Origin of the sequence: Stappia sp. BW2 (assembly GCF_008107695.1) — a bacterium.
GTDB lineage: Bacteria > Pseudomonadota > Alphaproteobacteria > Rhizobiales > Stappiaceae > Roseibium.
On the sequence record NZ_VIRG01000065.1, the window covers coordinates 22,356 to 35,477 of the forward strand.

The following is a 13,122-nucleotide window of genomic DNA, read 5'->3' on the forward strand; positions in this document are numbered from 1 at the left end:
TCATTCACTGCGCGGTAGCTGGATGTCTGGTTTCGTTAAACGTATGATCCTGCCACCTACCAGAATAGACCTCGGTTGGGGTCGAGACGGCTACCGAACGCAGCTCGCTTGCCGAACATAATGCTTGCCGGAGTAGTGCGGCCAGGCGCAGGCGTGTCCGGACTGAACAAGCTTCATCGCAATGTCCTGACTGTCAACGAAGCATTGAGCGACAAAGCGGACATAGGACCTCTTGCGGGAACGGCCGTCGCAGGGTGTTCCGTCGCCGACCGTTCGACACTGCACCTTTTTCCCGGCAACAAGGGCTTTGACATATTGCGTCGCTTCGCGGTAGCCGCGCTGCCCGCGCTCTGGTGTATCGACACCGCACAGGCGGATCCGTACCAGCGGCCGCGAGAGCAGGAAAGTATCGCCATCGATCACGCGCGAAACCGGACTGGTCCACTCGTCCGCATTGGCGGGGACAACAGCGAGGCAAAGGGCGAGGGCGACTAGAATGCGGATCATCGGTTTCGATCTTCTTTTCGGGGAGTTTGGCACGAGGGCCGCGCAGATCGGCGCAACCACCGTGCCGGGATCATGTTTGAACGCTAGTCTTTTTTAAGCCAATGTCCTCGCTTCGGAATCGAAAGTCCTGCGTTCTTCACGCGCTTGCGGATCGCGGCTTCACTTACCGAAAAACGCACGGCTAATTCCGTCATAGGTGCTTCAAGCAACAGTTCTTGAAGCCGTTCGTTGGTCGTATTCTGCCACGACAAGGGAGGAAACTCCTGCTTGCGTTTTTCAGGTGAGAGCAAAGCTCTACGCTTCTGTTCCAATCGTTCATGATGAAGCTGTTCCTTTGCCGCTCGCGCGTCTCTTATCGCCTGCCTTTGAACTGCGGCTTTTTCCTCGCGCGCTTGCAGATCTTCCCACCAATCCAAAAGATCGCTCTCGAATTCCCGCCGAAACTCATATTGGAACGTCGGAATAACGAGCTGGTATTGATCCAGCACGCGTCGGTGCCCTGCGATGATGATCTTGCAAAAGTCCCTGGTCGTTGTAGGGCTCTCCGCGCCAAGCACCTCTTTAAAATCCTGATACTCCAGAAACGCGGTATCCGGTCCCAGGGTCGTGGATCGCAGGTGCCAACGAAAGTTGAAAGGGCAGTTCTTGTCGAGCCAGTCTTCTATCTTCCTTTCAGCTTCGCTGCTTTGGAATCTGAAGTCCCGACGCCACCAGTTTCCATACTCGTGCATCGAAGCTGCGGTGAAGAGCGCCAAGACCTGTTTTGCGAGGCTTTCAGCTCCGCCTTTCTTGCTGTCGCGAACGATCTGCGCGAGAAGTCCGAGCGTGTTCTGTAACCCTTTGTTGGACAGGTAGTCAGAGGGATAGAAGACCAACGGTTCTTCGAACAGGTTGCCCAGGAAAAACTGCTTGTGAATTTCCAGCTCGCCCAGGTCCATCAACCCGCTTGAAACCCACATGACCGGGATAAGCTCGCTCAACTTCTGAGGATCTTTTACGCCACCAACAGTCAACCGTACCGGTTCCAGCATATCAATTTCCAGGCCCTGTTCCTTTCCCAGGATGGACCACACATCGAGCCAATCGGCCATGTTCTATTCTCTGTTGTTGGGGGACTGACGAGACAATGCGGCAGCGAACGTGTCTGCCGGTTCGTCGTGGAGGTGTGACGTCGGGCGGCTCAGTCGGAAAAGCCTGGAATGATCCATTGTGGAACCCGAAACAGGAGCACGCTGCTTGTCCGGAAATAATGCGGCTGCAAGCTGGAATCCGTGACCCTCAAGAACGGCTGGCCTAGGCTGTCTGCATCGTCCAGATCGATCATTGCGGTTCGAACCGGCTCCCGTTCGTCGCCTTCCTTTTCCGCTACACACCAAAGTTGGATTGGTCCGGCCAGGTTGGCGCAGTGAACCGAAACCGGCTCCGGTTCGTCCTCATCTTCTTCTTGTCGTTCCGCGTACTCAACGATGCTGAGTTCTTCCATATCGGGCGTCCAATGCGTCAAGCGCCGGGCATTGAGCGCAACAACCTCTTCGACACTCTGGAAGATGACGAAGTGCTTCTCATTGTCTTCGGACCAAAGGCGGTTTTCCAAATACTGGACCGACTTTTCAGCCAGGCGAAGGGAAAGTTCGGTGCCGTCATCGAAGACGAAGTTTACCGGCACACACCAAGTTTTCGTTTCAGGGGGCTTGGGGCTTTTAGGGCGGCGCGGAAAGGCAGTGATATTCATAGTTTTCGCTTTGAGTCAGTAATGGGGAAGGGGCACGACGAGAGAAGGTCAACGTGCTGTGAAAGATCCAGAATGTGGGGGGATCAGTTACCGGGCTTCGCGCGTCAGTTCGTCGTGTCGGAGCTCGGTCGGCGGATGGGTGCGCATGAGCCAGTCGGAGAACTTGTCGCCCGGCAGCTCGCTCATGTGCGAAATGTCCTCCAGAAACTCCGATATCCCGACGCCGTTCATCAGCTTTCCCGCAAACCTGTCGGCCTGGTACTCCTGAAACTGTGACGTGGACCCGTTCAGGAAATGCGCGATGTCGCACGGAAGCCTGAAGACGACCGTTACCAGAGTAAAGAGCATCCCAATGATCGGAATGCGGTTGATGGTGGTGTTGGCGAGGCCAATGCCGAAATTCACCGGCAAGGTCAGGTAATGCAGGAGCATGTTGATCCTGGTATCCCAATTTCGCAGGTGCCCGATCTCATGGGCCGCAACGCCGGCCAGGCGCTCGATGCCGGCCTGGGAGTCGCCATACTTGTGCAGGATGCCCTTGGTGAAGCAAACCCGGTTATGGGCGTAGGCCATGGCATTGATTTCCCCAATGTCCTGAACCCGCCATACGATCTTGGGCAGCTTGATCCCGCTCCTTTTTGCACAGTCTTCAAGAACGGCTTCGACCTTGGCGACGAGTTCTTTTTCGCGCTGAGACAGTCTGCGTGTCGAAAAACGAATGTCGAAGGCGCTGGCGGCGAAAGACGGAACGTAGGCAACGAAAACGGCCGGCGCTACTGCGACTGCGACCGCGAACGTCAATATTTGCCATTCCTCGAACGGCAGAGGGCCGTAGACAAGTGAATAAGGCATGTTCAGCAGAGATATGGAAAATGCGGTGAGTAGAAAGGCTGATGCGGCCCCTGCTGCAAGGGCGATTAGACGCGTCACCTCAATAACTGCAACCCTGAATACGGGGCTCATCGATAAGGTCTCCTTTTGACTAGGGAGATTCTATCAATGATTGCAACGGCTAACAAGTATTTGCTGTTCTGACTGTGTGAGATTGATGCAAAAAAAGAACAATAAATTACGCATGGTAAATAAGAATAATTTAATCTCTCGTATAAGGCTTATCATAAGTTAATAGTAGCTAGTAGAATTTAAGATTATTTCACAGAAAAGTTGCGAAAAAAGCTACGCCATTCTCAAACAAAATTGAAACGCACCCAGAATATTGCCAGTCCTAAGACGCAAGGTTGCTGAAGTGATTCACTGCAATGCAGAGCTTCAATTCGGTGATTTTGAATGGAGATAGAACATTAAAGGCCCTGTTCAGGGGCTAAAAATGGAAACCCCCAGACCCGACAAGTCGGATCCAGGGGGGAGCCTTACCTAAGTAAGTCTAGAACGCTGGTTTTGTAGCTCCCCCAAGACAATTTGACAAGCCTGGCCGCAATTTTTGCGGGTGGATTTCTATTGTCTATCCACAACCACAGGGTAGGGGGACGGAGCTGGACTTGAGCAATTTGGAATACCCGTCGCATCCGGATTGGATTGACGCTGCAGACGCCGCAAAACACCGCCGCGCATTTTCATCGGGGATCCTCGTCCCCTCGATCGGTCTACCAAAAGGCAAGACCAAAATTGACGTGATCAAAGCTCTCAAACGGGCGCGTCGCGCGCTCGACCTCAAGCCGGCTGTGCTCGCTTACCTTGAGCACCAGATTTGCATGACCCAGGCCGAGGACTGGGAGCAGGGGAGGGCACCGGTTGCCTACTCCCAGGTCAAGACCCTTGCGGCGCACTTCGATGTTGAGGAACGCACGATCCGAAATTACGAAACCAGCCTTGCCCGGAAAGGCCTGATCCTCTGGAACGATTCCGGAAACCACCGGCGATATGCCAAGCGCGACGGGACCGGAAAACTCATCGATGCTTACGGCATCGTGCTCACGCCGCTCATTGAACGGTTTGCGGACATCGAAAAGATGGGCGAGGCAGATGCGTTTGAACTTCAGTTGCGGAGTTCTGAAACCGGCCGCATCAGATGCTTGCGCCGTGTGCTGTGCTATCTGGCGCAACAGGCTCATGCTCATGACTGCAGCGCCGATCTCATCAGAGCGGCAGAAAACCTCCTTGGCAGGATCCCCGGGCGGAGCTTCAGCAAGACGGCTTGGCCGACGATTGCCGTGTGTTCACTCCGGTTGGAACTGGAGGCCGAGATTGCACGCCTGAAACAAGCTTTGACCTCGGTTCTCGATCAAGAAATTTCCGCCCAGGCGGAACAAGATTTCCGGCACCAATATACGGAAGATACAAGGCAAAATCCCGTAGGGACTTGTAGTGGCGAACGGACATCGCCGGACGGCGATGAAGTTATCCTGCAAACGGAGCCCGCTAACGCGGGCGGCATGGAAGAAGGGAGTAGGGGGCAGGCGCACCGCGAAAATGTGCCCCCTGGTGCGAAGGCGAGGCCGAAGGTCGGAATTACCGGCACCGGGATCGAACACATTCGGCTCGATCAGGTGATGAATGTTGCCAGCCCGCTTATGCAGGACATGATCCAACTGGAGGCCGGAGAGAGGGAGGCAAACTGGACCGCCCTGGACAGGGCCGCCGCAAAAGCGGCCGGCTATCTTGGTCTTAGTCCGGCGCTCTGGACCAGTTTGCGCAGCGAAACAGGTCCGGCCGCGGCGTCCGTTTGCATCGTCGTCACCGAACGCCGCCTCGCCGACCCGAACAACCCCGTCGTCAATCCCGGCGGGTTCGTGTCCGGAATGCTGACACGTGCCCGCCAAGGCAAGCTCTACCTTCACAAATCCGTCTTCGGGCTCTTGAAACAGCCCCAGCCGGAAAGCGGACTGACCTGATGGTCAGGCTGATCCGCGATTTTTTAAGTGCTGAACAAGAAAGGACTATCGATGAGTGAACTCTACAGTGAGAAAGCGCCGCAAGTTATGGAGATGGCAAAACGGATCGCAGACCGTGGTCCTCAAATTTTTGAAACCGATACGGATTTCATCAAAGGCTACGGACAAGAAGCCGCTGATATGGTCATGCATGGAGATCTGCTCGTCGCGCTCTGGGCCTATGGATATTCTGCTCAACCGCTGAAATTTGTACCTAGCGCAGCCGGGACTTCGCCGGTGGGTTTGAAAATCATGCCGATCAGCGAACGGTAGGAGCGGACTGGCGTTCCGCCAGACAAACTCCAAGGGCAGGGGGCTCGCCCCCACGCTCTGTCAAGGCTCCCCGATGCCGGCGGCCGGGTACCCGGCCGACCTTGACAGAGCGTTCCCCCGTTCCGACGGCGGAACAAATGAAATCCAGCTCCCCAACACGAGGACCGCAAACGTATGAGAAAATTCCTGATCGCATCCTGTGCGGCTGCCTTCCTGGCGGCATGTCAAACCACTGATGGCGGAACCACTGCATTCTCCCAGGCAAACAAGCCCACCGTCGTAACATCCAAGAACATCGCGGCCGCCAAAGCCGCCTCAAAGGCCATTTTCATGCGGCCAACCCTTGGCTTCAAGGTTGCCCGTGAAACGGACAGCAAGGTGCTGTTCAACAAGACGCTCCCGGCCAACGTCAACGACAATAACCCGCTGAAGGACCGGACCAAGGGGGCGCCGGTTTCATTCGTTGAACTCACGTTCCAGGCCGAGGGTGGCAAAACCCGAGTGACCGGCGACAACTGGCTTGTGTTGAACCCGAAAGAGGCAAACAAGGACGTGTTCAATTTGCTCGCGACGCCGGACGGTGCTCGCCTGCAGAACAGGCTCAACGAGTTGCGTTGACTGGCCACGCGCTGAAGGGCCATAGCCCCCGTGGACTGTCTCTGACCGACAACCCCGCCAGCGCCTGCGGACGCTGGCGGGGTTTCATTTATGGGATGTTGGAAGCTGCGACAGGGAGATTTGTCAAGAAAGGAATTACCACATTGGGGGTACTCTGTTCCGGCCTCTGCTAGTCAGCGCATTTGATCAAATAGTTATTCAGCAGCTGCTGCGAAGGGCAGGGACACCTGGCGCTTCTCAAACGCGACATGCGCACCAGACAAAATCTTATCAAAAGTGGACTGAATATCGTTCTCGTCTAGCTCATCGATAAACCTGAACGATGAAGCTGCGACGTACTGAAGATCAAGATCAAATGACATCCACCGTCGACCGAGGGTTTCTGCGACCTGTCCTGTAGTGTTTGATCCGGCAAATATATCTACAACCAAATCATTTGGTTCGGTCAGATATTTGATGAAGAATTCAGGTAATTTTGACGGGAAGCGTGCGGGGTGCGCCTTAACGCCCACAGCCTTGCAACCCTTAACGTAAGCGCCATTGCTTTCCGTGTTAGGAATTTGGAGGAGATTGGACGGAATCGCTCCACCATTGTCTTTACCAAAGCTTTTTCCAATATCATGCCCACTTGGACGGACCTTAGGCTTGTAAAAACTATCAGGATCTTCGAGCAGTTTTTTCATGCGGTCGCTGTATGGAGCAAGCACTTTTGAAATATCAGCTTTCGGCCACTCTGTTTTACTGAACCACCAAACGTTATTGACTGCGTCTTTCGCCCTTATTTTTCTCTTGTTGACCCATTCGATTGGAGAGGGCAGCTTCGACGGGTTGTACCAGTAGAAATCCTCTGCAAGGAAGAAACCTAGTTCATCACAGAACCGAATTGGTAGCCTGAAATTGTATAGGCTTCTGGTAGGAGTACCCTTCTGATAGGCACCGCCAATATCCAATACGAAGCTGCCATCATCACGCAGCTTCCTATGGACTAGAGCAGCGAAGTCAGTGATCCAGTCCAAATATTCGTGCTGTTCTTTATTCCCGTATTCTTTTTTTCTCTGCAAAGCGAATGGAGGACTCGTGATTACAAGATTAATGGAATTGTCCTCAAGACGTTCCAAAAGTTTCAAGGAATCACCGCACCAGGCTTCCCCATATTGAGTTGAATATGAGTGCAGCATGTCGGTCATTGTTTTTCCTTTTTGCTTTTAAGTGGTTATAGGACGATTGCTACTTATCGAGTGTCGACTCAAAGTCATCTGCTTTGAAAATGGCGCTTATGATTGCGGCCGATTCTAGACATTTACGCTCGGTTTTGGCGAAAAATATTCGCATCCGGCGAACAAGCCTGGGGATTAGCCAGGAGGCGCTTGCTGATCTCGCAGGACTGCACCGCACCTATGTCGGTGCAGTCGAACGGGCAGAGAGAAATATTTCAATAGATAATATTAGCAAGCTCGCAGGAGCTTTGCGGACGACGGCTGCCGAACTTCTTTCCGGGGGCAGCGAATGAAGCCTCATCCTGATAAAAAACTGCTCGACCAGTTGTTTCCTGCCGTTCAGAAGTATCAAGAGTTAGCCGAGAAACACGGTATCAAGGACATCTTTCAAGACAACGGTGGGAAACTCCTACAGGTCATTCTGGCTTTAGGTCTTACCGTATTAGACGGTAGAGAGGGCAATGATGCCAAAGATGAAACAGGCAGAGAGTATGAACTGAAGTCTGTAAATTTTTCCCTTCAAAAGAATATATCCACGCATCATCATCTAAATCCGATCATTATCGAAAAATATAGACAGGTTGATTGGATATTCGCAATTTATGAAAACATAGAGCTTTTGGCGATTTATTTAATGACTCCTCAGGACTTGGAGCCATTGTTTGAGAAGTGGTGGAAAAAGTGGCATGACGACGGCGGTAAAGATATAAACAATCCCAAAATTCCTCTTGAGTTTGTCATGAACAACGGCCGTCTTCTGGATGGGGTGCCTCCCGACTTGTCCACCTTCAGAAAACGACCCGTCGTGAACCGACGGAAAAAGCGACCACTTGCTGAGGATGAGTCTTAGCCGAATTGCTTTTGAAGTGTAGTCCGCTCTTAGAAAGCGCAGTCAGGGGTCGGTGTTCGGTGCCGTTCGCTCCCTGCGGGTCACCGACTTGAACAAGCCCGTCGTCAGCCCCGCCAGCGCCTGCGGACGCTGGCGGGGTTTCATTTTGTGCAAGCAACTAGCGATTTTCCTGTTGTCGCGCCTCGTTTTCGTACTCTTCCAACATGCTCTTGTGCACATCGATGATGTCGAGCAATGGCAAGTCAATCAGTGAGATATTCGCGGCCGGGAAGAACGATTCAAACTCACCGAATTGATGGGATAATTCAAATGCGGCCGGGGGCTCTCCCTCGCCCGCGTCAATTGCGTTTATCGCATCGTAGGCATTTTGCTCGTCCACCCAATAGCTGGTTTCGTTGCCGTCGATGTCGAAGATGTGGGCGCTATGGACAAGGTCTAGCGCACTCTCTTGGTCCAGATTTTTTTCAGAGACAAAGGCAGCAATGGCAGAGCGGTACTTCTTGGAGGTGCCTTTCTGCCAGGCTTTTTCATCGTCGCATGAAGCCCATTCACTAAGGCCGCGGTACAGTTCGAGAGGCCATCCCGTGATCGCGTCACCGATGTCGACAAAATCTCCGGTCTCTGGTTCGTCGTGTTCTTCCGCAAGCAGCCAGATCCGGCGCATAGCTTTAGGGTTCACGATCAGTGCGCGATTGTTAAGCGTTGTGACAGTGAACCACTTCACTTGCGTTTGAAGGATTTCGCCGTTCAGGGCGTCTCTGATCTCTTCGCGCTGCGAGGCAGAAATCGGATACCATTTGATATGTTCCCGGTCCTTCATTTTAAGTCCCAGGTTTCCCCAACAGCCGTCGAACTCTTCGGCCAGCGCGTCTGCATTTGGAATTGAAACGGTGAGCTTGTTGCTCGGGCTTATCCCTTCAAGCCCGAGAATGTCGTCAACGCTGCAACCGAATATCATTGCCATGTCTCGCAGCGCGTCGATGCCCGGTTCTGTCGCCCCGCTCTCCCACCTGGATACGGTCTGTTGTGTCCTGCTGAGCAGTTTCGCCAAGTCGCCTTGGCTCCAGTTCATCTTCTCACGCAACTCTTTGATCTTCATGTTGCTTCACGCAATTTGTGTGTGTTGGAACACGGTTAGCGTGTTTTATGGTGTTACGCAATATGTGTGTTGCAAACACGCCGTTGTTGTTTTCTTCCGTGGCGACGACCTGCGGCTATGAATGGCGGGCCCAAACATGTGCTCTTGAGCGTGCCACGAAGCGAGCGTTCGTTGCGCGGCGAGAGAAGGTCCATAGAGGGCGGAATGCGGAAGTTTGCTGTGGTGCAAACATTTATTCGTATTATCCCATTAATGGACATTCGAGGTGGTTACTCGAGCCGCAAGGTAAAACTTGTGGTTCAAGGAAAAGGCGATACGTTACATTTAGTCTAGAGCATGAATGAGAAAACGTGACGGAGCCTGAACGCATGCGATATCTCAGTATCCGACGTGAGATTGAGGGTGCCCTGCCGACGGTCGCGGAGTTGCTCCGTCAGAAAGACGAAAAAGACGCTCTCCTCGTTATCATGCAGGCAGAGATTGAGCTGGCCGAGACGGAACCTGATAGCTTGGATTACGGAACGGATCTCTGGACCGTCTATCTCCGTGTTCCGGTTAGTGTCTTCGTGTCAATCGAGAGCCATTGTGTTCGCATTGCCGACACCATCACGAAAAATATTTATCTAGTTGTCAGGAGGGAAAACGATTTCTCGGTAAGAACTGAAATTGCGCCGATGCTGGCGGCACCGCCGGGACGGAGGGTCCCAGATGGCAAAATCAGCAAGCGAACGCGCGCTGCGGTCCTTGACGAAATGCGAGCGCGCGAGACTGTGTGGTTCGGCGCCCTGAGCGAAGTGAGCTTCCTGAGCCGCATCTTCGATCTGCCCGCAATGCCGTCGTTGGATAGTCGATTTGAAAACGCGGAAAGTGATATCTGGCAGCATTGCGTGAACAATGACGACTGGCCTCTGGATTGGATCTACAGTGATCGCCGGTTTGACCTACAAGCCGTTAATCAGGATGTCTTTCTGAAGTTCATCTGCGAAGTGATCCATCCTATCGTTCGCAAGGATGACGTCGAGCAGGAAGTGCTGGCACGTGCCTTCAACGGACACCTTCGCAATGACGGTTGGGAGCTAGTCGAGGATACGATCATCAACGGGAGGCCTGATTATGTCGCACAGCGCAAGATCCATGCTCTGGGAAGATCCCTGCAACGCATCAAGGCCGTTGCCGCTACTTTGAACTCAGACGCCCTCTACGAGGACCTGCAGCGCCTTGAGCGCATAGGCGACAGCGAACCCGGTGAGGCCATTGCCTTGGCTAAAGAGATCGTAGAGAGCTGTTGTAAATTGATCTTAGATGATCGGGAGGTCGAGTACCTCGAAAAAGCGGAGATCCCGGAGCTGCTGAAGCTCCTCCGTGAAAATATCAAGATCATGCCCAATGGGATAGCCGAAAATGCCAGAGGAGCGAAGGAAATCAAAGGTATTCTGACAAGCCTTGGGAACATCGCTCACATGCTGGCGCCTTTGAGAAATGTCTACGGTAAGGGTCACGGCCGGGGCAGAGACTTCAAAGGACTCCAGCCCCGTCATGCTCGCCTGGCGATCGGGTCCGCTAGTACCTTCGTGGACTTCGTACTGGACCGACATCTATCTCAGTTGAGGTCCTCAACCAATAGAACCGACTAAATCGAATGGCCAGTGATCTTGCGCTTGCGTCGAATGACAGCAATGACTAGCCGCTGCCTTGCGACGAGCAAACAAACGACCGCTTTAGGCCGGGAATGACGTGAACTGCAGGTAATTACGCGCTCACCCTGATCGCGATTCCGCAAGTCCGCTCCCAGCCCCGAGCGACGTGAGCATCAGGCGACCGTGGGCGCGCAGTGGCTATGCGCTGTGGCCGGAAGATGAGACATGCAATTGAGGCGAACCGGTGCCGCAACGGCGCCCTAATGGATCGGCGTCAACTCGTCAGGGAGGTGGGCTTAGCGGAGCTTTCGGTCAGACCGGAATTTGTATCCCAAGCCTGCTCAACCGCCCTCTGAGTTCTTCAGAGTGGATGGGTGCGTCATATGGCCATTCCAGAAGCCTGACATCGTGGAATCGCAAAAGCTTTCTCTTACGCTCGTCGCGGGCCTGGGTCGCTATCAGGCCTTCCTGGCCTCCGAACAGATCGACAGCCTGGTAATGCTGTTGGCCTTGGTACTCGATGGCAAGCCTCTCTTCCGAAACAAAAATATCAACGGACTGGAGGCCCAGGAACCCTGCTCTCCACTGATGGACGGCTGAGGGCCAGTAGTTTCTCACCAAATCCAGAAGCGCTACTTCCGAAACCCAGCCTCGGCCGATTTCTGGAATGGATCGGTCCCGTCGAAAGGCGTTTTCGGCTGCCAGCATGTAGCTGGCGAAACTCTGTTCCAGGCTGCCCTCTCCTATATCGATATTGACAGAAAATATACGTCCCCGGGGGCCACCCGGCGTGGTGAAGCTTGAAAGCATCGCCTTCGTGGCCGGCCAGTCCGATGCGGGCGGCCAAGGAGGTAGCATGCACTTCCCGAATTCAGGGTTCAGGCGCGAAATGCTCTCCAGCAGCGGAGGGTCGGCCTGCAGTTCTGTATCGAGATAGTCCTGAAAGACGGAAAACTCCTCTTCCAGCCTCTCGGCAATCAGTGATTTTCGGATATACTTTCTGGAAAGAAAGATAAGGTCATCCGCTCGTGGGACTGAAGAGGTCAGGAACCGTAGGTAGACGACTTCATCGAACAGAATTTCACGTTTTTCGCCGGGCACCTTCTCAACCAGCTGCAATGCTTCTTCCACCCGATTGTCGTCGGTTAACGCCAGAATATTACGCCAGTCTCCGTCCGGGTCCCATGATGTCACGTCAGTAATGTCCGGAATGTCTTTGGGTACGCCCTCCTGGTTGTGACCCAGATAGGCGTCTCCCATTACCCTCGCCTGCCAAGTGTAGCCGCGAGCATTGCCATTGTCGGAGACTATGCGTGCCCATGGGAGTTCCGGTGGTAATGGATTCGGATGCCAAGATGCTCCTGGCTCCACACCCTCTGGCCGCATCTCATAACCAATGTCGAAGCCTGCCTTCTTCAGGTCGCCCCCCATCAGATCACCGATAGTCTCAACAATTCTTTCGAAAAGCTTTACTTGATCCGAGGGAAGGCCAACAGATAGCAAAACACGGCCTTTGCTTGAAGTCTGCCTTGAAACGAACGAGGCATGTTCTGCCATCTTGACTGCTCTTTGTCGCCTGATGCCCTGTCCTTCCAAGAAATGGATTCTGTGCGTGATGCTTTTGGGAAACGCGGGGTATGTCAGGGGGGCGGGGGTGTATGTCTTTGAAGGCCGCTTCTTAGGTGGCGGCTCAGGTCCATACTCTTCGAGAAGCTCACCACACATTTTGGAAAGTGTGGAGTAATGTGTGGCGCTATCACTGCTTTCCGGGCGTTTGGCCGACAGCGTTCGATAGTACTTCTGCCATCGAGACAACTTTTTTCTGTGAAACTCACGGTCAAATTTGTTCTTCAGGCTTTTTTCGGCGAGCTTCACAGCTTCGCGGAAGTCACTCAGGCCTGCATCACCATCTTTGGGACTGGGTGGCTTCAAAGTCATCAATAGGTCTCCGTTTTTATCGCTTTTCAATATACCGTTCATGTCACTCCGTGGAATCTGAAAAGGCCGCACAGGTCCGCGACGGGGGGAGGACAAAACGGTCGCACGTGTCCTGATCCAGTCCGCTCCCTGCGGACAGCTGATGTCGGCCAGTCTAAAAATGCTGCACGCTGCCACGGAAGACCGGTTAGGGGAAGCTGCGGTGCAGCGATGGCCCTCTTGGCCAATGACCGGTAATGGGATGTGTCGGCTGCTTCCCCACCGTTGGGTTATCCTTATCCGGGATCAACCGCGCAACAAGGAGAAGCAGCCATGTGTGCAAAGAAGACAGGAAGCATCGAAGACCTCGCCGTCGTCGGG

At 53.6% G+C, this 13,122-nt stretch carries 13 protein-coding genes; 6 read left to right on the plus strand and 7 right to left on the minus strand.

The genetic code is table 11. The features are described 5' to 3' along the window. Positions 1-90: 90 nt before the first annotated feature. From FMN63_RS11470 to FMN63_RS11485, 4 genes are all read right to left on the minus strand, one after another. On the minus strand, positions 91-507 hold the full coding sequence (locus FMN63_RS11470) for a thermonuclease family protein (protein WP_148584117.1): 417 nt from the start codon (positions 505-507) through the stop codon (positions 91-93). Between the two features lie 83 nt (positions 508-590). Continuing rightward, positions 591-1,598, minus strand: a complete 1,008-nt coding sequence (locus FMN63_RS11475) for a DUF3987 domain-containing protein (RefSeq protein ID WP_148584118.1) — start codon at positions 1,596-1,598, stop codon at positions 591-593. Positions 1,599-1,687: 89 nt separating this feature from the next. After that, entirely contained in the window at positions 1,688-2,173 is a 486-nt protein-coding gene (locus tag FMN63_RS11480; protein WP_148584119.1) for a hypothetical protein, read from the minus strand. Positions 2,174-2,326: 153 nt separating this feature from the next. Further along, complete coding sequence (locus FMN63_RS11485; RefSeq protein WP_148584120.1) at positions 2,327-3,202, minus strand: M48 family metalloprotease; 876 nt, start codon at positions 3,200-3,202, stop codon at positions 2,327-2,329. A 545-nt stretch (positions 3,203-3,747) separates the two neighbouring features. Between FMN63_RS11485 and repC the strand changes: the two genes are divergently transcribed. The 3 genes from repC (at position 3,748) to FMN63_RS11500 (ending at position 6,021) form a co-directional block, all read left to right on the plus strand. After that, entirely contained in the window at positions 3,748-5,091 is a 1,344-nt protein-coding gene (repC, locus tag FMN63_RS11490) for a replication initiation protein RepC (RefSeq protein WP_286192613.1), read from the plus strand. A 51-nt stretch (positions 5,092-5,142) separates the two neighbouring features. Beyond that, complete coding sequence (locus FMN63_RS11495; RefSeq protein WP_148584122.1) at positions 5,143-5,403, plus strand: hypothetical protein; 261 nt, start codon at positions 5,143-5,145, stop codon at positions 5,401-5,403. Positions 5,404-5,577: 174 nt separating this feature from the next. Further along, entirely contained in the window at positions 5,578-6,021 is a 444-nt protein-coding gene (locus FMN63_RS11500; RefSeq protein WP_148584123.1) for a hypothetical protein, read from the plus strand. Positions 6,022-6,215: 194 nt separating this feature from the next. On the opposite strand, the gene FMN63_RS11505 is transcribed toward FMN63_RS11500, so the two are convergent. Then, complete coding sequence (locus tag FMN63_RS11505; protein WP_148584124.1) at positions 6,216-7,208, minus strand: DNA-methyltransferase; 993 nt, start codon at positions 7,206-7,208, stop codon at positions 6,216-6,218. 89 nt (positions 7,209-7,297) lie between these two features. Here FMN63_RS11505 and FMN63_RS29565 point away from each other — a divergent pair, with 89 nt between their 5' ends. Both FMN63_RS29565 and FMN63_RS11510 read left to right on the plus strand, forming a co-directional pair. After that, the gene (locus tag FMN63_RS29565; protein ID WP_162855023.1) at positions 7,298-7,531 is read left to right on the plus strand and encodes a helix-turn-helix domain-containing protein; all 234 of its coding nucleotides are present in this window, start codon (positions 7,298-7,300) and stop codon (positions 7,529-7,531) included. Continuing rightward, entirely contained in the window at positions 7,528-8,088 is a 561-nt protein-coding gene (locus FMN63_RS11510) for a PDDEXK family nuclease (RefSeq protein WP_162855024.1), read from the plus strand. The genes FMN63_RS29565 and FMN63_RS11510 overlap by 4 nt, the downstream gene beginning before the upstream one ends. 157 nt (positions 8,089-8,245) lie before the next feature. Here the strand turns inward: FMN63_RS11510 and FMN63_RS11515 are convergent, their stop codons facing one another. Next, the gene (locus FMN63_RS11515) at positions 8,246-9,187 is read right to left on the minus strand and encodes a helix-turn-helix transcriptional regulator (protein WP_148584125.1); all 942 of its coding nucleotides are present in this window, start codon (positions 9,185-9,187) and stop codon (positions 8,246-8,248) included. Between the two features lie 368 nt (positions 9,188-9,555). Here FMN63_RS11515 and FMN63_RS11520 point away from each other — a divergent pair, with 368 nt between their 5' ends. Beyond that, positions 9,556-10,821, plus strand: coding sequence for an abortive infection family protein (locus FMN63_RS11520; protein ID WP_148584126.1), 1,266 nt, complete (start codon positions 9,556-9,558; stop codon positions 10,819-10,821). A 315-nt stretch (positions 10,822-11,136) separates the two neighbouring features. Here FMN63_RS11520 and FMN63_RS11525 read toward each other — a convergent pair whose 3' ends face one another. Next, complete coding sequence (locus FMN63_RS11525; RefSeq protein ID WP_148584127.1) at positions 11,137-12,804, minus strand: hypothetical protein; 1,668 nt, start codon at positions 12,802-12,804, stop codon at positions 11,137-11,139. Between the last annotated feature and the right edge of the window lie 318 nt (positions 12,805-13,122).